Origin of the sequence: Halorubrum sp. Ea8 (assembly GCF_002252925.1) — an archaeon.
GTDB lineage: Archaea > Halobacteriota > Halobacteria > Halobacteriales > Haloferacaceae > Halorubrum.
Genome location: NZ_NHPF01000103.1, coordinates 1 through 21,805 on the forward strand (window position 1 = coordinate 1; position 21,805 = coordinate 21,805).

Sequence of the window (21,805 nt, forward strand, 5' to 3'; positions counted from 1 at the left end):
GCGGAACTGCCCGATGGTCTCCGAAGAGGACCCGACGTTCGACTCGGGCGAGTGAACTGAAACCAGTTACGCCGACGCCGAGCGATCCCGGCAACGGTTTCTGAACACTCTCAAGCGCCTTCGGCGCGAGTCGGCTCACATCGTGGGAATCGTCGAGGCGACGCGCCGGCGCGGGATCGAGTTCGGCCCGGGATCGCTCACCGGGGCGATAGGGGATTCGATTACCGTTATCCCGCTCGTGGTCGCGCTGGCGCTGCTGACCGACGTGTCGCTGCCGCACGCGCTCGCCGGCTTCGGCGTCTTCCAGATCGTCTGGGGGGCCCGGTACGGACTGCCGGTGTCCGTCGAGCCGATGAAGGCGCTGGCGGCGCTGGCGATCGCGGGCGCGCTGACGTACGCCGAGCTCGCGCTCGCCGGGCTGATCCTCGGAGGGCTCCTCCTTGCGATCGGGCTCACGGGGACGCTCGCGCGGGTGGAGCGCTGGATCGGCGAGCCGGTGATCCGCGGGGTGCAGCTCGCGGTCGGGCTGATCCTCCTACAGACCGGGGTCGACCTCGCGATCGGCGATCCATTCCTCGCGGCCGTCGGCGTGGCGATCGCCGCGCTCGCGGCCCTCGCCGGTCACCGAACGGCGAGCGCGCTCGCGGTGGCGGTCGCGGGCGTCGCGATCGCGGTCGTGGCCGTCGGCGTGCCGGCGCCGCAGTGGCCCGGGGCGCCGCCGACCCCGTCGCTGTCGGGGCTCGCCGCGGCGGTCACCCGGTCGACCGCAGACGGGGTCGTCGCGCAGCTCGCGATGACGATCGGCAACGCCGCGCTCGCGACGTCGCTCCTCTTCGCCGACCTGTTCGACGCCGAGGTGACGCCGGACGAGCTGTCGGCGAGCATGGGCGCGACGAACCTGCTCGCGGTGCCGCTCGGCGGGATCCCGATGTGTCACGGCTGCGACGGCGTCGCCGGCAAGCACGCGTTCGGCGCGCGCACCGGCGGCGCGAACGTCGTCCTCGGCGTCGGCTACCTCCTCGCCGTCCCGTTCGCGACGCCCGGCCTCCTCGGCGCGTTCCCGGTGGCGATGCTCGGCGCGCTCCTTGCGATCGTCGCCGTCTCGCTCGCGCGCAACGCCCTCGACTCCGAGAACGTCGCGCTCTCGGTCGCGATCGGTCTCGTCGCGTTGGCGACGAACCTCGGCGTCGCGTTCCTGCTCGGGATCGTCGCCCACCTCGCGTGGGAGCGCGTCGGAGACACCGGCGACGACTGATAAATGAACGGCGGTGCGGCGGCGCGTGCCGCCGAGCGCCCTGATAAGGGCGCGAGGGGCACGCGCGAGGGAGTCGCTGGCGCGGAACGCGCCAGCGACGAGGCTGGGGAGGCGTGAGGTTCGGTGCCGTGCGGTCGGGCGGGACTCAAAGGGGCAGTCGCGAGGCGGGCGCAGGCGACGGAAGCACTGGAAGGAGCGAGCACCGCGAGCGACTGAAGCGCGCAACGAGCGTGCGTCCGCCTCGCGGCTGGGGCTTTGGAAGCGTTCACCGTTGAGTGGGAAACACTCACGTATCGCCGAGCGGCTGGAGCTTTGGAAGCGTTCACCGTTGAGTGGGAAACACTCACGTATCGCCGAGCGGCTGGGGCTTTGGAAGCGTTCACGGCGCCGTCGACACCGACTGTTTTTAAGCGAACAGCATACGCGTACCGAGCGCAGTCAGGGGAGCTAAACCGCTCGATACCCTACTGAGATACATATATGCAGTTCTGTGACGACTGCGGCTCGATGATGGTCTCCGTCGACGGCGAGATGGTGTGTCAGAGCGACGACTGCGGCGGCACCGCCGAGCGCGACGAGGCGCTCGCCGCCGACTTCGAGTCGACCACGGAACAGACCGGCGACGAGGTGATCGAGACGGAGGAGGGCGCGAACTTCGAGGGGAAGCCGACCGCGACCGACGTGGTCTGCGACGAGTGCGGCCACGGCGAGGCGTGGTACACGATCAAACAGACCGGCGCCGCCGACGAACCGCCGACGCGCTTCTTCAAGTGCAAGGAGTGTGGGCGTCGCTGGCGCGGCTACAACTGAGACGGAACGCCGACCGGGCGTCGGACGGACGCCGACCGGACCGGTCTACGGGTCGATCCGCTCTATCGCGAAACTGCTGTGGCCGTGCGTTTCCAGCGACAGGTGCGTCAGCTTCATCTCGTACTCGACGCAGAACTCGTGAACCGCGGCGATGACGCCGTACCACCGCCCCGCGGGGACGTCGCCGAGGCAGTAATCGTGTCCGGCGATGACGCCGTCGGATTTCACTTTCTCCCTGGCGATCTCCAGTTCCCTCTGTGTCTGCTCGTACGTGTGGGTGGTGTCGATGTACACCCAGTCGAAGAAGCCGTCCTCGAAGCGGTCGAGCGCGACGTCCGGCCGCTCCGGCAGGACTTCCACGGTTCCGTCCGCGATCCGGTCCGCGTATCTGTTTTCCACCTCCTCCACGCTCCGGTCACTGAACTCCTTCGACCCCCAGACGTCGATCAGGTACAGTTCGTCGGGGTCCGTTATCGAGAGAATCCTCTCGGAGAGATCCCCCTCGTCTGTCCCCAACTCCGCGACTCGTCCGCCCCGCGGGAACGCTTCCAGCATGTCCTCTCGAGCCGGGACGACCTCGGCGTTTCGGACGTGTTCCTCCGAGAGCGTCTCGGGGACGGAGTCCCTCGCGTGAGGGGTCTTGACCCGATCCGGTTCGTAATATATCGAGGCGTACGCGCCCTTCAGTAAGGGATAGGCTCGCGCCGGTACGAGATCCGCGACCCGCCCCTTCAGTTCATCGAGAAGTGTTCTCACGGGTCACGATCGTCGTCTGTGGCGGGCTTATAATTGCCCCTTCGTTCACCGGGCGACACCGACGGTCGGTCCCGCACGGGGCACCGTCGCTTCGGGCGGGCGATCTACCGTCGCTCGTCGTATCGGATCGGTAGCGACTCGACGCCGTAGATGAACGAACTTCGCGTCGGCTCGAGGGGCGTCTCCGTGAGCCGCACGCGATCGACGCGGTCGAGTAGCTCCGAGAGCCCGACTTTGGCCTCGAGCCGAGCGAGCGGTGCCCCCAGACAGTAATGGGTGCCGTGGCCGAACGCGATATGCTGGTTGGGCGAGCGGTCAGGTCGGAACGTGTCGGCTGCGTCGAACCGGCGTTCGTCGCGGTTCGCGGAGCCGATCCAAGCGATGACCCGGTCGCCCGCTTCGATGGTCTCGCCGCGCATGGTCACGTCCTCTGTAGCGACCCGGCTCATGGCCTGCACCGGCGACCGGTATCGCAGCACTTCCTCGACGGCGCTCGTGAGCGCGCGGTCGTCCCCGCGCAACTCGTCGACCAGATCCGGGTCCGCCTCGGCGAAACACCGCACCGCGTTCGCGATGAGGTTCGTCGTCGTGATGTTCCCCGCGACGAGCAGCAGGATGCACATCCCGAGCGCCTCCTCGCGGGAGAGCCGTCCCCCCGCGTCGGACTCGGCGGTGACGATAACGGAGAGCAGATCGTCTTGCGGGTTCTCGCGGCGATCTTCGATCATTTCCAGGAAGTACTGGGCCATCTCCATCTGGGTCTGCTGCTGGCGTTCGGCGAAGGCGTCCGCGCCCTCATCGTCGCTTGCGGCCTCCACGATCGTGTCCGACCACGTCTTGAACCGGTCGCGGTCCGACGGCGGGACTCCGAGCAGTTCGGCGATCACCGTCACCGGGAACGGGTACGCGAGGTCCTCGACGACGTCCATCTCTCCGTGGGTCCCGACGGCATCGTCGAGCAACTCGCCCGCCAGCTCTCGAAAGTGGGGTTCGCGGTCGGCGAGCGTCCGCGGTTGGAACCACTCGTCGACGACACCTCGGAGTTCGTCGTGGCGGGGCGGGTCCTCGAACAACATCGTGTCGAGGATCAACCCCTCCCCCGGTCCTTCGGGTTCGACGAAGTCGTCCGCCTCCCGAGGGTCCGCCGAGAACACGTCGTCGTCGTCCAACACGCGCTTCACGTCCTCGTACCGGAAGACGTCCCACGTTCGACGGTCGGGATCGTACCGGACTGGCGACCGTTCGCGCATCCGCTCGTACCAGTCGAAGGGATCCAGCCACGACTCGCGGTCCTGTAGTTCTTCGGGGACGGCTTGGAGTCCCTGGGGACCTGCCGAACTCATACCCATGGCCTTGGGGACGAACGGGATAAAAATCTCGGGCGAGGGGCTCGTCGCACCGCGGCGGTTTCCGACTAACCCCTATTTACCGTCAGCCACCAGCCGCGGCTCGAAGAACGCCGCTACCGCCTCACCCACGTCCCCCGAGCGCCCCACGAAGAAGTGGTCCGATTCGAACGTTTCCGTCTCGATTCCCAGTTCCTTCGCCCGCTCGACGACCGGCTCCCAGTCCGCCGTCGAGTCGCGGGTCGCGTACAGGACCTGCGTCGGCACGCTGAGGTCGACGAGGTCGTCGAGCGCCGCGACCGCGTCCACGTCGGGATTCAGCCGAGCGGTCGGCGCGAGCGCGCAGACGCCGGCGAGACCGGGGCGCGAGGCGGCCGTCACGAGCGCGACCGCCGCCCCGAACGAGAAGCCGAACAAGCCTACCCGCTCGTAGCGCTCGGCCGCCCACGCGACAGCGTTGTCGGCGTCCGTGCTCTCGCCGTACCCCTCGTCCCAGTCGCCGTAGTCGAACCGGAGGCAGTCGATCCCGCGGCCGGTCAGCGCGTCGCTCACCGCCTGCAGTCGCTCGTCGCCGCGGTGGCCGCGCTGCTGCGGGTGCGGGGGACAGGCGACGACGACCGCGTCGGCGCGACTCCCGTCGCTCGCGGCGGTGTCGAGCGTGGCTCGAACGTCGCGGCCGCCGGGGATGAGGACGGTTTCGCTCACGGGCGCAGGGGTAGGGGCGGATGCACCGCCGCGTCAGGGAACCTGCGTCACGCGGTCGACGTTATCGAGCGCGGTCAGGTCCGCGGCGAGCGCCTCCTGATCGACGCCGGCCTCGTAGTAGAACACCAGGTCGAAGGTGCCGTCACGGAGGAGCTGCTGGCACTCCCAGACGAACTCCTCGCCGTCGAGGGTGAGCCCCTGGAACTGGTTCGACGAGAAGTTCGTGTCGTCGTTGCCGGCCTCGATGTACGCCTCGCCCTTGTCGGCGTGGTCGGCGATGACGTCGTTGGCGGCGACCGTGAGATCGTGCATCTCCAAGTCCTCCTGGCCGCCGAGCGTCGTGTGGACGATACAGCCAAGAAGCTCGATGTCGCCCGGTTCCAGCAGGGCCTTCGTCCGCGTGTAGAGGTCGGAGTCGACGGTTTCGCTCATACCCGTTCGTTCCGGCTCCGGTGATAAACGGGTGACGGTTCACACGTTCGGCACCTCTCCGGGCGGCGAGCGGGCACGCCGAGGACTCAGTCCCGCAGGCGAACGATCGCACAGTCGTCTCCCTCGTCCACGTCGACCAGCCCGTCGTCGGCGAGGTCGTCGACGAGCCCGCGGAGCCACTCTCGCCCGTGCTCGCCGTCGGGCGCGTAGTCGACCCGGATCCGGGGTCCGAGGTCGTCGAGCGGCAGCTCGTCGTACTCGCCGAGCGTCCGGACCACGCGCCCCCGGAACTGCCGCCGGCTCCCCTCGAAGCTCGGCTGCTCGGGCACGTCGGGCGCGGTGAAGTCGCCGGTCTCGTACGCGTGACACCACCCCCGCCACGGGCAGCCCGCCTCGTCGCAGCGCGGGGTCGTGCCGCAGGCGACGCCGCCGAGCTCCATGACCGCGTTGTTCCAGACGCGGGACTCGCCGTCGGGCATGACCCGCGAGGCGACCCGACCGAACGCCGCGTCGTCGTCCGGCACCGCGAACGCGCGGTGGAGGACGCGCTTCACGTTGGTGTCGACGACCGCGTCGCCGTCGTTGAACGCGAACGACGCCACCGCGTTCGCGGTGTACGGGCCGACGCCCATCAGCTCCTGCAGTTCGCCGGGCGATTGCGGGAACTCTCCTCCGTACTCTTCCTCGACCTGTCCGGCCGCCTCGTGGAGGTACTTCGCGCGGTTGTTGTAGCCGAGCGAGTGGTCGGACCAGAACGCGACCACGTCGCCGCGGTCGGCGGCGGCGAGGTCGACCGTCGTCGGCCACTCGTCGAGGAAGTCCTCCCACGCGGGGACCACCCGATCGAGCTGCGTCTGCTGGCTCATCACCTCGCTGACGAGGACCGCGTAGGGGTCCTCGGTGCGCCGCCACGGGAAGTCGCGGTGGTCGGCCTCGTACCACTCCACGAGCGCCTCGCGGACCGCGCCGAGGTCGGCCGGCAGTTCGGGGGCGTCGCCCTCGGCGAGCCCCTCCGTGCCGCCCCCCTCTCCCGCGGTCGCGTCCGAATCGCTCATTACCGTCAGTCGGGGCGGCGGTCGTTTATCGGTGCTGGTCCTCGCCGCGTCCGACCGGAGCCATCGAGCGCGGGTCGCGGTCCGGCCCCGGATACTCGCCGCCGACCGCCTCGGGATAGAGGTTCTCGGCCGAGAACACCGCCGCGAACGCCCGCGGCTCCCGGACGCTCACGGGGAGGCGGTCGCGGAGCCCGGCGGCGGCCTCCGCCCCCGTGAGCGACGGGTCGAGGCTCACGACCTGCATCGCGGCGCCGCGGTACGCCGACGCCAGCGCAGGGTGGTCGCCCGCGGGATGCGCCGTCGGCTCGCGCCACGCCTCGACCGCGTCGCGCCAGTCGGCCGCGAGGTCGGCGTCGGAGATCTCGGCGATCACCGCCTCGGCGTCGTCGAGCAGGGCGTCGCTGGCGACGAGCGTCGTCCACGAGTGCGCGCGAAGCGCGTCGAGCGCCTCGCGGGCCGCGCCGCCGACGAGGAGGTCCGTCGCGAGGACGTCCGCGTCGGCGACGACGCGGGCGGGGCTCGGCTCGCGGTCGGCGGGGGAGACGTCGGCGTCGCTCTCGGCGTCGCCGTCGTCGGACTCTCCCCCGCTCCCGGAGCCAGATCGGCGATCCGCGATCGCGACGCGCACCGCGTCCTCGGTCGCGTCGCGGTCGGCGGCCCGCTCGAACAGGTCGGCGAAGGTCATGGCCGGACCGTGGTCCGCCACGGGTATCGGCGTTGCGACTGCGCGAGCCGTCGGTCGCCCGCGACGCCCGCGGCGTCCGTCGAAAGCGTCCTGATCGGCAGGACCGGACCGCTCACTCGAGCCGGTCCGCGAGGTCGTGGAACCCCTCGATGACGAGGTCCGGCTCGGAACCCAGCTCCTCCGTCGGGAGCGTCTCCCCGGGGCGGGAGACCCACGCGGTCGACATGCCGGCGTGTTTCGCGCCCCAGACGTCGCGCATCCCGCCGCCGGAGGCGTGCAGTATCTCCCCGATCGGCGTGTCGGTCCGCTCCGCCGCGTGTTCGTAGATCCCCGCCTCCGGTTTGTACGTCTCCACCTCGTCGGCGCTGATCGCGTCCGTCACGACGTCGCCGAGGTCCGCCGCCGCGACCAGGTGCTCCAGCATCTCAGGCGAGCCGTTCGAGACGATGTACACCTCGTACCCCAGGTCGGCGATCCGCCCGATCCCGTCCCGAACGTCGTCGAAGATCGACAGCTCGTCCTCGTACACCGTGCGCCGGATCTCGTCGCGGGTCGCCTCCGGCACGTCGTGTCCGTTCGCTTCGAGGGCGTATCGGAGGCCCTGTCCGATGAGCTCCCAGAACGGCCGGTAGGCGTCGATGTCGTTCGCGATCATCGAGTACTGGAGGTACTGCGCGCGCCACAGCTGCGAGACGCTCTCGGCGTCGTCGAGGCCGTCGACGTGCGCTTCCAGCACCGCCTCCTGCGAGCCGATGTCCACGAGCGTGCTGTATGAGTCGACGGTGACGGTCGAGACGGAGTCGAGGTCCATGGTCGTGGTACTGCGGCCCACATCATAACCGTAGTGAATCCCGCCACGACGACGGTCGCACGGTCGCCGCGGGGCAGAGCGGGGCCGACCGCGTCGCGGACGGGACCGTGTTCGCGCGGGAACGGACCGGAGAAAGAGCCTAGGCCGAGATTTGAACTCGGGGTCTCGTCCTTACCAAGGACGCGCTTTACCGCTAAGCTACCCAGGCACGCAATCAGTCGTTGACCGGATTCGACTTTATGGGTTTCGATCCGCCGCCGAGTCGTCGCCCGATCCGAGGGGACGCCGGCGACGCCGTCGCGGGGTCGGGATTCGCCTTACCGGTCCGTCTTACCGGTCCGTCTTACCGGTCCGTCTTACCGGTCCGTCGCGCTCACGGCGCGGTCCGAGATGTCGGCGATCCGGTCGGCGGTCGCGTCCGGGAGCGCACGCCCCGGCGGCGGGAACTCGCCGTCGTAGTCGGCCGCCAGCTCGCGGGCGTACGTCAGTAGCTCTTCCGGCGGGTCGCCGCCGACGGCCGTGGTGCCGGCGACGACCGCCAGTTCGAGGGCGTCGACCTCCAGGTTCCGGTCGAGCGCGGCCGCCGCGGCGGGGTCGGTCCCATCGCGGTCGCGGAGCGTCTGGTCTCGGCCGAACGCGCGCACGACCTCGACCGCGGCGCCGGCCGCGTCGGTACACGCCAGCAGCGAGAAGCCGCGCGAGACGAGCACGTCGGCCGTGAGCACGTCCATGTCGGCGTCGATGTCGGTCTCGCTGGTGGGCGCGGTCAGCCACGGCTCCTCGTGGGCCACCGTGCGGGTGAGCCGCAGTCCCTCGTAGATAAGCTGCACGCCCGCCGCCCGGTCGACGAGCTCGTCGGAGCGCACGTCGGGGTCGACCGCCCGGGCCGTGACGAGCGCCAGAACACCGGGCGTCACGGCGGCGTCCAGAATACGGCTCTCGAGGGCCTCGCGCAGTTGCTCGGGCTCGACGTCCGCGAGCGCCTCGTGAGCGGCCTCACGCGCTCGCGCGGCATCGTCCATTGCCACGAGGTAGTCGAGCGAAGGGCAAAGACCTTTGGAAACCGCCGGGATACGACGGCGTGATCCGCACCAGCACCGACGGCCGCGTCCGCGTCGTCACGATCGACCACCCGGAGCGGCGAAACGCCCTCCGTCCCGAGGACCTAGACGCGCTCCGGCGGGCCGTCGACCGCGCCGAAACGCCCGTCACGTACCTTCGCGGCGCCGGCGACGCCTTCTGTGCCGGCGCCGACCTCGACGCCGTCGCCGGCCTCGACCGAGACGACGAGGCCGACGCGACGTCGTTCGCTCGGCGGGGACAGCGCACCGCCGCGGCGATCGCGGCGGCTGACACGGTCGTCGTCTGCGGGATCGACGGCGCGGCCCGCGGCGGCGGCGTCGAACTCGCGCTCTCGGGCCGCGTCCTCGACGCCGACGAGGCGCTCCGGACCGGGCTCGTCTCCCGGGTCGTCGACGACCCGCGCGCGGTCGCCGACGTCATCGCGGACGGAAAGCCGGACGCGCTGCGGACGGTCAAGCGACGGGTGCGTGACCGGCGGGACGACGCGATGCAGGCGGACGCGGAGGCGAAGGCGTTCGCCGCCCTCGTCCGGTCGCACGGGGCGGACATCGCGGCGTCGCGGACGGAGTGAGCCGCGCGGGCGAAGCGGTCCGACCCCGGCGCAGTCCCGATGTGACAGGTTTAAGTGAGCCTCCGACCAATCTGTAAGTGCGAAGCACGCACCGGTAGTGTAGTGGTATCACGCAACCTTGCCATGGTTGCAACCCGAGTTCAAATCTCGGCCGGTGCACTTCCGACTGACTCCGTCAGTCGACGTTCGTCTCACTTCGTTCGACGAACTCCCTCCGGTCGTGCACCGCCCTGACTCCCCGCTCGCGGGGAGTCTCGGCCGGTGCATTTTCTAACTGACTCCGTCAGTTAGCGTTCGCTTCACTCCGTTCAGCGAACTCGCGAACGAAGTGAGAGAAATCACCAACTCAGTCAGCTAGCGTTCGGTCTCCTACGCGAGCGAATCGACCCCGCGGTCACCCGGGGCTCCCGGCGGCGCGAACCTGTCCGCTTAACCGGACGTGTGTCGTTGTAGCGAGTATATGATTGAGGTCTTACTTCTCGTCGGTTTCGTGGTCGCGGCGTTCGTCGGGTACAACATCGGCGGCGCCACGACCGGTCCGGCCTTCGGGCCGGCCGTCGGATCGGGAGTGCTCTCGAAGTCGGGCGCCGCGGCGCTGATGTCGATCTTCTTCTTCATCGGCGCCGGGACGCTCGGACAGCGCGTCGTGACGACGCTCGGGGAGGACCTCGTCACCGGCGGGAACGTGTTCACGCTGGAAACGAGCATCGTGGTCCTCTTCTTCATCGGCGGCGCGCTGTTCGTCGGGAACTTCGCCGGCGTCCCCGCGTCGACGTCGATGACGGCCGTCGGGGCGATCGCGGGTCTCGGGCTCGCGACGGGCACCCTCGACCGGGCGGTGATGGGCGAGATCGCCATCTGGTGGATCGTCGCGCCCATCATCGGCTTCTGGGTGTCGGGCGTCGTGGGGCGCTACTTCTACCCGGCCATCGACAACTGGGTGGCGATAGACAGCACCGAGGGGGCGCTGTTCGAGTTCGACCGCTCCGGACTGGTCCCGAAGCCGGTGGCGGGCCCGAACACGACCCGGCGCGAGCTCTTCGGCGGATTCGTCGTCATCGCCATCGGCTGTCTGATGGCGTTCTCGTCGGGCACCTCGAACATCGCGAACGCGATCGCGCCCCTCGTCGCGCTCGACAACGTCGAGATGACGCCGATGATCCTGCTCGGGAGCGCCGCCGTCGCGGTCGGCGCGTTCACGATCGCCCGGCGGACGCTCGACACGCTCGGCAACGACATCACCGACCTCCCGCTGACCGCGGCGATCGTCGTCGCCTGCGTCTCCTCCGGGATCGTCATCAGCCTCTCGGCGGTCGGGATCCCGGCGTCGTTCGTCATCATCGCGACGATGTCGATCGTCGGGCTCGGCTGGGGGCGCGCGACCCGGACCGTCACTGTGCGGCAGGGGATCAGCGGCGAGAAGGAGCCGAAGGTGTCCGTCGGCGCGCTGAAGGCGGACGGGACGGGCAAGATCGGGGAGGGCGACCCGACCGACATCCCCTCGGCGTCGGACCTGTTCAACCCGAGCACGAGCGCGCGCGTCGTCCTGATGCAGAACGTCGTTCCGATCCTCTCGACCGTCGGCGCGCTGGTCACGTTCACGATCCTGTTCCGCTTCGTCTGGTAGGGCTCGACCGCTCTTCCCGCGCCGACCCGGCTACCGTCCGAACCGCCGCTGTCGGTCCTGGAAGTCGAGGACCGCGCGCAGGTAGTCGCGGCGCCTGAAGTCGCGCCAGTTCACGTCCGTGAAGTAGAGCTCGGCGTACACCGACTGCCAGATAGCGAAGTCGGAGAGCCGCTCCGCGCCCGTCTTGATAACGAGGTCCGGCTCCTCCGGGAACACGAGCCGGTCGGCGACGTCGTCCGCGTCGATCGACGCCGGATCGAGCTCGCCGACGTCGACGTCGCTCGCGAGTTCGCGGACCGCGGCCGCGAACTCGGCCTTTCCGCCGAGTCCGACGGTGATTCTGATGGGGGCGTCGTCGCCGTCTGCGCTACCCGCCTCGCCGTCCGCGCCACCCGCCGCGCCGTCCGCGCTACCCGCCTCGCCGTCTGCGCTCTGCTCCCCGTCGGCGTCGTCCGGCCCGCGAACGACGAACGGGGCGGGCGCGTCGAGCCGCCGGAGCTCTCTCGCGAGCGTCGGGACCACTGACTCGTCGAGCACCGAGACCGAGACGGTGACGCGCCGGGCGCCGTACTCCAGCGCCCACCCGAGCGCCTCGGAGAGGGTGTCGAACGCGCCGTCGGCGAGGAGGTCCCGCTCCGTGATGACGATCGCGACGTGCTCGGGGGGGTCCCCGTCGTGGAGTCGGTGGCGGACGGCGAGATACGCGTCGTACAGGTCCACGTGAGACGCTTCCGTCGCGGGAATTTAAAATCCCACGTCCGCCGACGAGGGGTTTAATTCGGCGTCGGCCCTATCTGCGTCGATGGCAGACAGCTACCGCGGGGTGTTCGGCGCGATCCCCTACGCGATCCGGCACACCGAGTCGTGGACCATGCGCGTCTACGGGGTGGTCGGCGCGCTCACAGCCGGGCTGATCGCGACAGTCGTCACCCTCGCGCTCGTCGTCTGGATGGCGGAGACTGCCGACGTGCAGAGCGGAACGTTCCTGTTCTCGCGGTCGCTGTACGTTATCGCCGGCTTCGCCGCGGTCGCGCCGCTGCTGGCGCCGCTGCTGTTCGTCGCGCGTCGCCACCGCCGCGGCGACCCCGTGCGGTCGGGATACGACCGGAAGATGGCGTACGGCGGCTTCCTGTTCCTCCTGTCGCTGTACGTCGGCATGGTGATCTCCGCGCCGGCGGCGCTGCGAGACCCGACCGAGTCCGCGGTCGTGAACGCCCTCTACGCGCTCCCGCGGCTCGCCGGCTTCGTCCCCCCGGCCGCCGCCGCGGTCACCGTGTTCGCGATCCACTACCGGCTCCGTGTCACCGGCGACGGCGCGGCCGACAACGCGGACAGCGCGGGCGAACCCCCGACTTCGGCGGACGACCCACCGGTCGACGACGACTGACGCGGCTCGAAACCCCGAAAAGGGTCGGCCACCTACCACGGAGCAATGACCGACGAGCCGGAGCGCACCGACGCGGATGGGCCGGACGACGCCGACGGGACGGAGCCGACGGACGGCAAGGAGAGCACGTTCCTCGTCACGCACGTCGAGAGCGGCTCGGCGGTGCTGAAAGACGTCCACGACGGACAGGTACACACGCTGAGCTCGAACCCCGGACTCGAGGCCGACGATGCGGTCGAGGCCACCGTCGCGCCCGATCCGCCGATGGAGGTCACGTATCGGGTGATCGACGTCGCGGAGCGCCGACGCCTTTCGATCGAGGAGAGCGAGGAGCCGCCCACCGTCCACGAGCGCGAGCTCGCGGCGGAGACGCCGACGGGAGAGCTCGCCCGTGAGCCGCGCGCGGGCGAGGGCGAGGTCCACGTGTTGACGCCGCCAGAGTCGGACACCGAGAGCGCGGTCGCCGACGTGATCGAGGACCGCGAGGCGACGCTCTCCCGCGCCGCCCGGCTCGGCGTGAACCGCGTCGAGATCCGGTCGGAGCCGGGCGTGGTCAGCGTGCGCTACATGCCCTGACTCAGTCGACTCCGGCGGCCGGGTCCGACGGACCGGCGGCGCTCTGCACCCGCCAGCCGCCGTCGACGTCGCCGGTACGCGCCTCGTAGTCGACGGTCGTCTCGGCCGTCACGGCCGCCGCGTCGACCGGGTCGCCGTCGACCTCGATCCGCTCCACGCGGAACGGCACGTCGAGGCTGTCTCCGCAGCACCCGACGTCGACGAACTCCTCGCGGACGTCGCCGACCGCGACATCGTCCATGACCCGCGCGAAGTACGACCGGTAGCGGTCCGTCTCGATCTGGTCGCGGCCCCAGTCGCTGAGCCCCTCGGGATACGAGAGGACGACGCGGGCCGCTTCGGGTGTACTCATGGGTGATGGTAACACGCCGTTCGGTTAGTTCGTTTCGGCGATCCGCGCCGCGCTCGCCCGAGCGGGACCGACCGAACGCGCCGGCTCGCGGCCGAGTGAGAAGGCTTATTCGCGCCCGCGCAGGAACCGGTATTTATGGTAGCGATCGAGGCACCGGAGGTCAACTACACCGAGTACTCGAACCGGCAGCTCGTGGCGATCCCGCTCGCCGTCCTCGTTCTCGCGCTCGCGATCATCTTGGGATGGTATCTCGTCACGGGAGCGCCGGCGAACCTGGGACTGGCGTTCACGGGCGGCGTCGAGCTCCGGATCGCCGACGACGGTGGTAACGTCGAGGAACGCATCGAAACAGAGTTCGACAGACGGCCCGACTCGATCCGGTCGATCCCCGCCGACGACGTGTACGTCGTCACCTTCCGCGCGGCCGACGAGGACCCCGAGGGACTGGCAGACGAGCTCGCGCAACAGGCGGACGACGCGGGGCTCGCCACGACCGCGGTCGACCAGGTGTCGCCGAGCTTCGCCAGCGACACGGCCCGGACCGCGGTGTTCGGGGTCGCGCTGGCGTTCCTCGGGATGAGCGTGCTCGTGTTCGCACTGTTCCGGACGTTCATCCCCTCGCTCGCGGTGGTCGCCTCGGCGTTCTCCGACCTGGTCATCCCGGTCGCGGTGATGAACCTGCTCGGGATCCAGATGACGCTCGGGACGATCGCGGCGCTCCTGATGATCATCGGGTACAGCGTCGACTCCGACATCCTGTTGAACAACTCCGTGTTACGCCGGACGGGCGACTTCTACGAGTCGGTGAGCCGCGCGATGCGGACCGGTGTCACGATGACGCTCACGTCGATGGCCGCGATGATCGTGATGGCGATCGTCGCGACCCTCTTCGGCGTCGACCTGCTGCGTAACATCGGGATCATCCTCGCGGTCGGCCTCTGTGCCGACCTGATGAACACGTACCTGCTGAACGTCTCGCTGCTCCGCTGGTACAAGTTCGAGGGGGTGAAGCGCTGATGTTGGAACCGATCAAGAACAACTGGCGCATCCTGCTGCTCGTCGTCGTCGTGGTCGGCGCGTCGGTCGCGCTGTTCGCCCCGCAGTTCGCCCCGGAGACCGCGCCGGGCGAGAACCAGAGCGAGGCGAGCCAGGGAATCACGAACCTCCAGTACGGGCTGGACCTGGAGGGCGGCACCCGCGTCCGGGCCCCCCTGAAGGGGTACACCGCCACCGGCGTCGACTTCGCCGGCGACAATCCCCCGGCGGTCGAACGGGCCGTCGCCGACGAGCTCGACGGGGTGCAGCTCCGCGACGTCGGATCGAGCTTCGGCGAGGACGAGCAGGCCGTCGAGGTCACCGACCCGTCCGTGAGCGAGGAGGAGTTCCGCGCGGCGATGGACGCCTCGGGCTACTCCTACGAGAGCATCCGCCCCGGCGTAACCGCAGAGACCCGCGACCTCACCCAGAGCATCATCGAGGGCAAGATCAACGAGGCGGGGCTCTCGGGCGGGAGCGTCCAGCAGGTCCAGTCGCTCACCGGCGAGTACTTCATGCTCGTCGAGGTGCCTGGCGAAGGCCGGAGCGACGTCGTCTCGCTGCTGCAGGAGCGGGGGACGGTCCAGATCGACATCGCGTATCCGAGCGATAACGGCACCGCCGTCGATGAAGCGGTGCTCACGCAGGAGGACTTCGAGAACATCGGGACGGCGTCGCAGCGGGACCGCGGCACGGGATCGTACGTCCCCGTGACGGTCAGGAACACCGCCTCCGACGGCCAGCCGTCGCCCGCGGAGCAGTTCCAGCAGGCCGTCGCCGACCGCGGCTTCGCCTCGGCGTACCAGTCCCAGGCGGACCGCTGCGAGTACAACCCCGAGACGGGCGAACTGGGGAACTCCAACCCCTGCCTCCTGCTCACGGTCGACGGCGAAGTTGTCAACTCCTTCGGGATGGACCCGGGGCTCGCCGACAGCATGGCGAGCGGCTCGTGGGCCGACACCCCGAACTTCGAGCTGACCACGCCCGAATTCACGACGGCGCAGGAGATATCGGTCAACCTGCGCGCCGGCGCGCTGCCGGCCGAGCTCGACATCAGCGGGGAGGGGACCTCCAGCACCATCTCGGCCGCACAGGGGGAGAACTACAAGAACTACTCGCTGGTGACGGGGATCCTCGCGGTGTTCGCGGTCGCGGGCATGGTGTTCCTGCGCTACCGCGAGCCCGCGGTGGCGCTGCCGATGATCGTCACGGCGCTCGCGGAGGTGTACGCCCTGCTCGGCTTCGCCGCGCTCGTGAGCTATCCGATAGAGCTGGCGGTCATCGCCGGCTTCATCGCGGTCGTCGGGACAGGCGTCGACGACTTGGTGATCATCGCCGACGAGGTGATGAGCGAGGGCGAGGTGAACTCACGAAAGGTGTTCAACTCCCGGTTCCGCCGGGCCTTCTGGGTCATCGGCGCCGCCGCCGCGACGACGATCGTCGCGATGTCGCCGCTGATGGTGCTCTCGCTCGGGGACCTCTCCGGGTTCGCGATCTTCACCATCCTCGGCGTCCTGATCGGGGTCCTGATCACCCGGCCCGCCTACGGCGATATCCTCCGCCGTCTGCTGACGATCCGGTGAGGGGACGCGGGAGCGACGCGGTGCCGCTCCGCGTCGCGTGCGGATCGCCGGCGCGAATCGAGAGCCGACAAACTATTGTTTTAGACCGATCTAACCGCCACGTGACGACCGACGACCGCCCCGAACCGATCGACCGGACGGATCCGCGGACCGATCCGCGGACCGGAACGACGGCCGCCGGACAGGCGGGCGCTCGCGATCGGACCGCCGCGACCGGCGAGTGCGGGGGATCGGGGGACGCATGAGCTACTCGGAGATACTGATCGTCGCGTTCGTGGCCCAGCTCGCCGTGCTCCCCGGCGAGAAAGTTCAGTTCATGATCGCCGCGCTGTCGACGCGCTACGACCCGAAGGTCGTCGTCGCGGCCGCCGCGTCGGCGTTCGCCGGGTGGACCGCGATCGAGATCGTCTTCGGGCAGGCGCTGCAGTCGGCGCTGCCGGGGGTGGTCCTCGACGTCGTGACCGCGGCTCTGTTCTTCGCGTTCGCGTACCTGCTGTACCGGTCGATGCCGGATCGCGACCCCGGACGGGTCGCGTCCAGCGACGGCGGCACGGAGCCACCGGCCGCCGGCGCCGAGACGCCGGACTCCTCGGCGGCCGACGCCGACTACGCCGACCTCGACTCGGTTTCGCTCCCCGGTCCGCTCGACCGGTACGAGGGGTCGTTCGGCGGCTTCCTCCCGATATTCGTGCTCATGGCCACCGGCGAGTTCGGCGACAAGACGCAGTTGGTCACGATCGGGCTGGCGGTGCAGTACGGGGCGACCTCCGCGATATGGGTCGGCGAGATGCTCGCGATCGTTCCGATCAGCCTCGCCAACGCGTACTTCTTCCACACGTTCGCCCACCGCTTCGACGTGCGGCGCGCACACATCGCGTCCGCGGTGCTGTTCGCCTTCTTCGGGGCGGACACCGTCCTCTCGATCGTCGCCGGCTTCTCGGTCTGGGAGACGTTCATCGGCGCCGTGAGCGAGGCCGTCTCGGCGCTCGTCTAGAAGTCGTCGAGCCCCGACTGCTCGGCGGCCGCCAACACGTCGTCGCAAGTCGACCACGTCCGGCGCGCGCACTCCGGGACGTCGCCGTTGTCGGCGACGTACGCCCGCAGGAACGACCGCGTCGTCGGGTCGCTCGGGTAGCCGCTCCCGACGGCCTCGTATCCCGGATACCCGTCGTCGATCGCCGCCATCCGGTCGTCGCGCGCGACCTTCGCGACCACGCTCGCCGCGCCGACGACCGGGTCGGCCTCGTCGGCGCCGTGGAAGGCCTCGACGTCGACCGGAGGGAGGGCGGCGGACTCGTCGCCCTCGGAGTCGACGACCACTCTTCCGCCGTCCTCGGGGTCACCGCCGCCGGTATCGTTACCGCTGAGGTCGTCACCGCCCTCGGCGAACGCACCGAGCCGACGCGCGAACCGCGCCTCGCTGGTGTCTCCAGCGTCGGCGACGACGCGGACCGGTTCCGCCGGACGTTCCACGCCGGTGACGCCCGCTATCTCGCCGAGCGCGGCTCGCACCGCCCGCGCCTGCCCGCGGACCGTGAGCGTGTTCATGTCGGTGTCGGGCCGGTCGATCTCCGCGGGCTCCACGAACGCGACCCCGACCGCGACGCGGTCGCTTCCGCGCATCGTCTCGGCCATCGCCTCGCGTCGCTCGGGGGAGAGCCGCTTCGAGTCGTCGACGTCGGCCGGGAGGCTCGCCGGGTCGGCGAACACGGCCGCCGAGACCATCGGTCCGAGCACGGGCCCCTTGCCGGCCTCGTCGACGCCGAGGTACACGCGTCGCTCGTCGTCGTCGAACGGTAAATACGTTCAGAAAGCGAACGGGCTCAGTCGATGAGGACCGCGTTGACCTGCCCGGTCTGGCCGGGACGCGAGGTGACGCGGGCGCGGCCGGCGGACGTGTCGATGACGGCGCCCTTGGTGACGATGTTCCGTCGGGCGTAGTTGACGTTCGAGGGGTTGTCGACGACGTTCTCGATCTCGGCCTCGCTGACCTCGCCGCCGTCGGCGACCTGCGCGACGTTCGTCGAGAGCGCGCGGACCTTCCGCTCCGTGCCGCGGGAGTCGATGTACTGGACCCGCGTCTCGCCGACGGTGGTCTCGGCGGGCTCTCGGCCGAGCTGGTGGCGCTTCTTGTTCGAGGCGTGCTTGAGTCGGCCGCCCGTCCGCTTGCGCGTGGAGCGTCCCTGGTCTTTCATACAGGTACGAACAGCCAGCGAATACTTGAACCGTTCGACTCGACTCGGTCCCGAGGCGGCGCGTGACGGGTCGGACGGGACGCGACGGCCCCGCGCACGGATTCGCCGGGAGCGCCGAACGCGGCCGCGGGGACCGGCACGCGAGTCAGCGCGAACCGGCGAGCGGGGTCACGCGAACCGGCGCTCGAACTCCCGGATCCCCTCGTCGGTGCCGACGACGACGAGCTCGTCGCCGTCGCCGATCCGCGTGTCGGGACCGATCTCGGTCAGGGTCTCTCCGTCGCGCTCGACCGCGATGACGGTGCAGCCGGTCGCCTCGCGCACGTTCGCCCTGCCGACCGTCCGCCCGACGAGCCGCGGCACGCGGCTCTTGACGACCTCCACCTGCTGGTCCAGGGAGAGCACGTCGCGTCCCTCGATGACGGTCGAGGCGGACATCCGGCCGGTGACGGTCGCGAGAGAGAGCACGTAGTCGGCGCCCGCGCGGTGCATCTTCCGGACGCTCGCGGCCTCCTCGACCCGTGCGAGGATCTGCGTGTTCGGCGCTAAATCGCGGATCACGAGCGTCGTGAACTCCGTCGTGGTGTCTTCGGGCAGCGCGAGCACGACGGTCCGCGCCGACTCGACGCCCGCGGCCCGCAGCGTCTCCGGCTCGGTGGCGTCGCCGACCACGTCGACGCCCTCGGCGTCCGCCCGGTCCACGACCGTGACGGGCAGGTCTGCGTCTTCGAGCGTCTCGGCGACGGTCCGGCCGACCTGCCCGTACCCGATCACCACGGTCTCGCCCGCGCCGAATCGCCGCGTGGCGGAGTTCGTCAGCTCGACGAGCCGCTCCAGCTGATCCGGCCGCCCGGAGACGAGCAGGACCGTCCCGGCCGACAGCGTCGCGTCCGGCGGGGGCGCCGCGTCGAACTCGCCGTTGAACCACACGCCGATGACGTTGACGCCGGCGCGTTCGCGGATCCCGCTATCGCCGAGGGCCGACCCGGCCAGCGGACTCCCGTGCGGGACCGACACCTCCGCGAGCTGCAGCGAGTCGCCGATGGCGACCGCCTCGCCGAGATCGGTCTGCAGCGCGGTCGTCACCTTCGCGGCGAGGCTCTCGCCGAGCAGCGACCGCGGCGAGAGCACCTCGTCCGCGCCGGCGAGGCGGTGGTACCGCTCGCGCTCCGGGTCTTCGACGATGCTGATGACCCGCACCTCCGGCGACAGCTCCTTCGCGGCGAGCACGATGCTCGCGTCGACCTTGTCGGAGACGTCCGTTATCAGCGCCCGCGCGTCGGGCAGGTTCGCGGCCGCCAACCCGTCCGTCGACTCCGGGTCGGCACGGATCGCGGTCTGCCCCGCTTCGTGGAGCCGTACCGCTCGGTCGTTGTCCGGCTCGACGATCGCGTACGGTATGTCCTTGGAGTCGAACTCCTCGATGAGCGCCATCGACCGGGAGGTGTCCGAACAGACGACGACGTGACCCGACAGCGCTCCGTCCACCGACGTGGGGGCGCTCGTCGAGAACGCCTCTTCCAACAGCGGCGTCACCACGACCGGCAGCGCGCCGATCAGGAGGACCATCCCGACGAGGTCCATCACCGCGATGAACGCGTTCAACTGCTGGCTCTCCCAGGGCGCGTCGCCGCCGAATCCGGTGGTGGTGAACATCTCGATCGAGAAGCGCAGCGCCTCGATCATCGTGCGCGGGTCGCCCTCGTACACCCGCATCCCGTATCGGTAGGCGATCGCGGTGAAGATCAGCACGAAGAGGACGAAGGCGAAGTACCCGACGACGCGTCGCTTCCACGAGTCCATCGGTCCGTTGTACGCCGCCCACCCACAAAAACGGGCCGCGTCCGGCCGCGTGACGGATGCGGTTGCGGTCGCGACCGCGGCCGGGCCGAAGTTCGATGGTTTAAGACACGGGGGGCCCAACTGGGGAACATGGTGCGGGACCCGTCGCGCGAGGAGGATCCGCCGTCGGTCGACGACGTGCTGGACGCACTGGCCGACGACGCCGCGCGCCGGATCGTGACGGCACTCACCGAGCCGAAGACGGCGAGCGACCTCTCCGAGGAGTGCGACATCCCCCTGTCGACGACGTATCGGAAGCTGGAGAAGCTCACCGACGCCTCCCTGCTCCGGGAGTCGACGGACATCCGCCGCGACGGGCAACACACGACGCGCTACTCCGTCTCGTTCGACTCCGTGACGGTCTCGATCGACCACGCGGACGACGAGGCGGACGAGTCGCGCGATCTCACCGTCGAGTTCTCCCGTCCGGAGCGCACGCGGGACGAACGGCTGGCCGACCTGTGGTCGGAACTGCGAGAGGAAACATGACAACGCACATCGACCTCGCCATCATCGTGGCAAAGACCGCCATCCTCGTGCTCGGTGGCAGCATCACCTACTACGCGCTCCGCGCGTACGGCAGGACCGGCGACCCCTCGCTGCGCGCGCTGGGGCTCGGCTTCGGGATCGTGACGATCGGCGCGCTGATCGGCGGCGTCTCTCACCAGATTATCGGCGCGTCTCTGGCGGCGGGGATCGCGATCAACAGCCTGCTGACCGCGGTCGGCTTCGGCGTCATCGTCTACTCGCTGTACGTGGAGTGACCCCGCTCGCGGGGCCGCTCCGGATTAGACGTCGAGCCGGGAGAAGTGGGGCCGGTGGACGTCGAGCCCGGTGGATGTCGAGCCCGGTGGAGGTGTCGACGTCCGACGAACCCCGCTTTCGGTAGCCTTTTGCGGCGCTCCGCCCTCGGACCGCCTAATGAGCGACGCACGCGAGGAGCTCTCTCGCCGGATCGCCGGCGAGATAACGCTCAGCGACGACCCCGGAGCGACGCTCCGGAAGTGGCGGACCGACTTCGACGTCTCACAGACCGAGCTCGCCGAGCAGCTCGACGTCTCCTCGTCGGTGATCTCCGACTACGAGAGCGGGCGTCGGGAGAGCCCGGGGATCGGCATCGTCCACCGGATCGTCGACGGCCTCCTCGATATCGACGAGCGGCGCGGAGGCGGGCGCCTCCGACAGTACGCCCGCGTGCTCTCGGCGGGCTTCGAGAGCGACATCGTCCACGCCCTCCGCGAGTACTCGACCGCGGTGCCGGTCGAGGAGTTCTACGAGGCGATGGACGCCACGGAAGTCGTTCGCGGCGACCAGGACCACGTCAACGGTCACACCGTCATCAACTCTATCGAGGCGATCACGCGGCTCTCCAGCGAGGAGTTCTACCGGCTGTACGGTCAGTCGACGAACCGCGCGCTCGTGTTCACGGGCGTGACCCGCGGCGAGTCGCCGCTGGTCGCCCTCCGGGTCGTGAGCCCGACGCCGAACGCGGTCGTCCTCCACGGCATCGAGTCCGAGGACCTCTGGGAGCACGCGGCCGACCTCGCCCGCGTCGACCGCTTCTCGCTGGCGACGTCGACGCGCGACCTCGACGACTGCCTGGCCGACCTGCAGGCGCTCTGAGCGCCCCGGCGAGCTGTCTCCCGGCCTCGGGACCTGACCCGCCCGAACCGCGGGCCTGAAACCGCCGGCGCTCCTT

At 69.9% G+C, this 21,805-nt stretch carries 26 protein-coding genes and 2 tRNA genes; 14 read left to right on the plus strand and 14 right to left on the minus strand.

Annotation, left to right across the window (positions count from 1 at the left end; all coding sequences use genetic code 11):
- Window positions 1-142: 142 nt before the first annotated feature.
- Together DJ74_RS11585 and DJ74_RS11595 are read left to right on the plus strand one after the other, a co-directional pair.
- The gene (locus DJ74_RS11585; RefSeq protein WP_094527344.1) at window positions 143-1,255 is read left to right on the plus strand and encodes a putative sulfate/molybdate transporter; all 1,113 of its coding nucleotides are present in this window, start codon (window positions 143-145) and stop codon (window positions 1,253-1,255) included.
- Between the two features lie 480 nt (window positions 1,256-1,735).
- The gene (locus tag DJ74_RS11595) at window positions 1,736-2,065 is read left to right on the plus strand and encodes a transcription factor S (RefSeq protein WP_094525670.1); all 330 of its coding nucleotides are present in this window, start codon (window positions 1,736-1,738) and stop codon (window positions 2,063-2,065) included.
- A gap of 45 nt (window positions 2,066-2,110) precedes the next feature.
- On the opposite strand, the gene DJ74_RS11600 is transcribed toward DJ74_RS11595, so the two are convergent.
- The 9 genes from DJ74_RS11600 to DJ74_RS11640 all read right to left on the minus strand — a co-directional run bounded on the left by DJ74_RS11600 (window position 2,111) and on the right by DJ74_RS11640 (window position 8,877).
- Entirely contained in the window at window positions 2,111-2,821 is a 711-nt protein-coding gene (locus DJ74_RS11600) for a class I SAM-dependent methyltransferase (RefSeq protein WP_094527346.1), read from the minus strand.
- Window positions 2,822-2,925: 104 nt separating this feature from the next.
- Complete coding sequence (locus DJ74_RS11605) at window positions 2,926-4,164, minus strand: cytochrome P450 (protein ID WP_094525674.1); 1,239 nt, start codon at window positions 4,162-4,164, stop codon at window positions 2,926-2,928.
- A gap of 78 nt (window positions 4,165-4,242) precedes the next feature.
- Complete coding sequence (locus tag DJ74_RS11610; protein WP_094527347.1) at window positions 4,243-4,872, minus strand: alpha/beta hydrolase; 630 nt, start codon at window positions 4,870-4,872, stop codon at window positions 4,243-4,245.
- A gap of 33 nt (window positions 4,873-4,905) precedes the next feature.
- On the minus strand, window positions 4,906-5,304 hold the full coding sequence (locus DJ74_RS11615) for a DUF5778 family protein (protein ID WP_094525678.1): 399 nt from the start codon (window positions 5,302-5,304) through the stop codon (window positions 4,906-4,908).
- 86 nt (window positions 5,305-5,390) lie between these two features.
- Window positions 5,391-6,359, minus strand: a complete 969-nt coding sequence (locus tag DJ74_RS11620) for an A/G-specific adenine glycosylase (RefSeq protein ID WP_094527348.1) — start codon at window positions 6,357-6,359, stop codon at window positions 5,391-5,393.
- Between the two features lie 25 nt (window positions 6,360-6,384).
- Window positions 6,385-7,044, minus strand: coding sequence for a hypothetical protein (locus DJ74_RS11625; protein ID WP_094527349.1), 660 nt, complete (start codon window positions 7,042-7,044; stop codon window positions 6,385-6,387).
- Window positions 7,045-7,156: 112 nt separating this feature from the next.
- The gene (locus tag DJ74_RS11630; RefSeq protein ID WP_094527350.1) at window positions 7,157-7,855 is read right to left on the minus strand and encodes a haloacid dehalogenase type II; all 699 of its coding nucleotides are present in this window, start codon (window positions 7,853-7,855) and stop codon (window positions 7,157-7,159) included.
- Between the two features lie 136 nt (window positions 7,856-7,991).
- Window positions 7,992-8,063, minus strand: a tRNA-Thr gene (locus DJ74_RS11635).
- Window positions 8,064-8,211: 148 nt separating this feature from the next.
- Window positions 8,212-8,877, minus strand: coding sequence for a hypothetical protein (locus tag DJ74_RS11640; RefSeq protein WP_094525686.1), 666 nt, complete (start codon window positions 8,875-8,877; stop codon window positions 8,212-8,214).
- Window positions 8,878-8,936: 59 nt separating this feature from the next.
- Between DJ74_RS11640 and DJ74_RS11645 the strand changes: the two genes are divergently transcribed.
- The 3 genes from DJ74_RS11645 (at window position 8,937) to DJ74_RS11655 (ending at window position 11,136) form a co-directional block, all read left to right on the plus strand.
- Window positions 8,937-9,509 (plus strand): enoyl-CoA hydratase/isomerase family protein, encoded by a 573-nt coding sequence (locus DJ74_RS11645; protein WP_094527351.1) that lies wholly within the window; start codon window positions 8,937-8,939, stop codon window positions 9,507-9,509.
- A gap of 88 nt (window positions 9,510-9,597) precedes the next feature.
- A tRNA-Gly gene (locus tag DJ74_RS11650) sits at window positions 9,598-9,668 on the plus strand.
- Between the two features lie 301 nt (window positions 9,669-9,969).
- The gene (locus tag DJ74_RS11655; RefSeq protein ID WP_094525690.1) at window positions 9,970-11,136 is read left to right on the plus strand and encodes an inorganic phosphate transporter; all 1,167 of its coding nucleotides are present in this window, start codon (window positions 9,970-9,972) and stop codon (window positions 11,134-11,136) included.
- A gap of 30 nt (window positions 11,137-11,166) precedes the next feature.
- Here DJ74_RS11655 and DJ74_RS11660 read toward each other — a convergent pair whose 3' ends face one another.
- The gene (locus DJ74_RS11660) at window positions 11,167-11,856 is read right to left on the minus strand and encodes an undecaprenyl diphosphate synthase family protein (protein ID WP_094527352.1); all 690 of its coding nucleotides are present in this window, start codon (window positions 11,854-11,856) and stop codon (window positions 11,167-11,169) included.
- A gap of 82 nt (window positions 11,857-11,938) precedes the next feature.
- Here DJ74_RS11660 and DJ74_RS11665 point away from each other — a divergent pair, with 82 nt between their 5' ends.
- Both DJ74_RS11665 and DJ74_RS11670 read left to right on the plus strand, forming a co-directional pair.
- Window positions 11,939-12,523 carry a hypothetical protein gene (locus DJ74_RS11665; protein ID WP_241881530.1) on the plus strand — a complete coding sequence of 195 codons (585 nt, stop codon included), beginning with the start codon at window positions 11,939-11,941 and terminating at the stop codon, window positions 12,521-12,523.
- 45 nt (window positions 12,524-12,568) lie between these two features.
- Window positions 12,569-13,099 (plus strand): DUF5812 family protein, encoded by a 531-nt coding sequence (locus DJ74_RS11670; protein ID WP_249269059.1) that lies wholly within the window; start codon window positions 12,569-12,571, stop codon window positions 13,097-13,099.
- A 1-nt stretch (window position 13,100) separates the two neighbouring features.
- Here DJ74_RS11670 and DJ74_RS11675 read toward each other — a convergent pair whose 3' ends face one another.
- Window positions 13,101-13,451: a hypothetical protein gene (locus DJ74_RS11675; RefSeq protein ID WP_094527353.1), complete on the minus strand. Its 351-nt coding sequence runs from the start codon at window positions 13,449-13,451 to the stop codon at window positions 13,101-13,103.
- Between the two features lie 135 nt (window positions 13,452-13,586).
- Here DJ74_RS11675 and secF point away from each other — a divergent pair, with 135 nt between their 5' ends.
- From secF to DJ74_RS11690, 4 genes are all read left to right on the plus strand, one after another.
- Window positions 13,587-14,468, plus strand: coding sequence for a protein translocase subunit SecF (secF, locus tag DJ74_RS11680; protein ID WP_094525696.1), 882 nt, complete (start codon window positions 13,587-13,589; stop codon window positions 14,466-14,468).
- The gene (locus DJ74_RS11685; protein WP_094525698.1) at window positions 14,468-16,069 is read left to right on the plus strand and encodes a preprotein translocase subunit SecD; all 1,602 of its coding nucleotides are present in this window, start codon (window positions 14,468-14,470) and stop codon (window positions 16,067-16,069) included. The genes secF and DJ74_RS11685 overlap by 1 nt, the downstream gene beginning before the upstream one ends.
- A 101-nt stretch (window positions 16,070-16,170) precedes the next feature.
- Window positions 16,171-16,314 carry a hypothetical protein gene (locus DJ74_RS19220; RefSeq protein WP_176451343.1) on the plus strand — a complete coding sequence of 48 codons (144 nt, stop codon included), beginning with the start codon at window positions 16,171-16,173 and terminating at the stop codon, window positions 16,312-16,314.
- The gene (locus DJ74_RS11690) at window positions 16,311-17,063 is read left to right on the plus strand and encodes a TMEM165/GDT1 family protein (RefSeq protein WP_094525784.1); all 753 of its coding nucleotides are present in this window, start codon (window positions 16,311-16,313) and stop codon (window positions 17,061-17,063) included. Before DJ74_RS19220 ends, DJ74_RS11690 begins: the two co-directional genes overlap by 4 nt.
- On the opposite strand, the gene DJ74_RS11695 is transcribed toward DJ74_RS11690, so the two are convergent.
- The 3 genes from DJ74_RS11695 to DJ74_RS11705 all read right to left on the minus strand — a co-directional run bounded on the left by DJ74_RS11695 (window position 17,060) and on the right by DJ74_RS11705 (window position 20,067).
- A complete protein-coding gene (locus tag DJ74_RS11695) occupies window positions 17,060-17,842 on the minus strand; it encodes a ribonuclease HII (protein ID WP_094527354.1) in 783 nt (260 codons plus the stop codon). The genes DJ74_RS11690 and DJ74_RS11695 overlap by 4 nt on opposite strands.
- Window positions 17,843-17,892: 50 nt before the next feature.
- Window positions 17,893-18,264, minus strand: coding sequence for a 30S ribosomal protein S8e (locus tag DJ74_RS11700; protein WP_094527355.1), 372 nt, complete (start codon window positions 18,262-18,264; stop codon window positions 17,893-17,895).
- A 168-nt stretch (window positions 18,265-18,432) separates the two neighbouring features.
- On the minus strand, window positions 18,433-20,067 hold the full coding sequence (locus DJ74_RS11705) for a TrkA family potassium uptake protein (protein WP_094527356.1): 1,635 nt from the start codon (window positions 20,065-20,067) through the stop codon (window positions 18,433-18,435).
- Between the two features lie 129 nt (window positions 20,068-20,196).
- On the opposite strand from DJ74_RS11705, the gene DJ74_RS11710 reads away from it, so the two are divergent.
- The 3 genes from DJ74_RS11710 (at window position 20,197) to DJ74_RS11720 (ending at window position 21,729) form a co-directional block, all read left to right on the plus strand.
- Complete coding sequence (locus DJ74_RS11710) at window positions 20,197-20,595, plus strand: helix-turn-helix domain-containing protein (RefSeq protein WP_094525706.1); 399 nt, start codon at window positions 20,197-20,199, stop codon at window positions 20,593-20,595.
- The gene (locus tag DJ74_RS11715) at window positions 20,592-20,870 is read left to right on the plus strand and encodes a hypothetical protein (RefSeq protein ID WP_094525708.1); all 279 of its coding nucleotides are present in this window, start codon (window positions 20,592-20,594) and stop codon (window positions 20,868-20,870) included. Before DJ74_RS11710 ends, DJ74_RS11715 begins: the two co-directional genes overlap by 4 nt.
- A 157-nt stretch (window positions 20,871-21,027) precedes the next feature.
- Entirely contained in the window at window positions 21,028-21,729 is a 702-nt protein-coding gene (locus DJ74_RS11720; RefSeq protein WP_094527357.1) for a helix-turn-helix domain-containing protein, read from the plus strand.
- Window positions 21,730-21,805 lie beyond the last annotated feature (76 nt).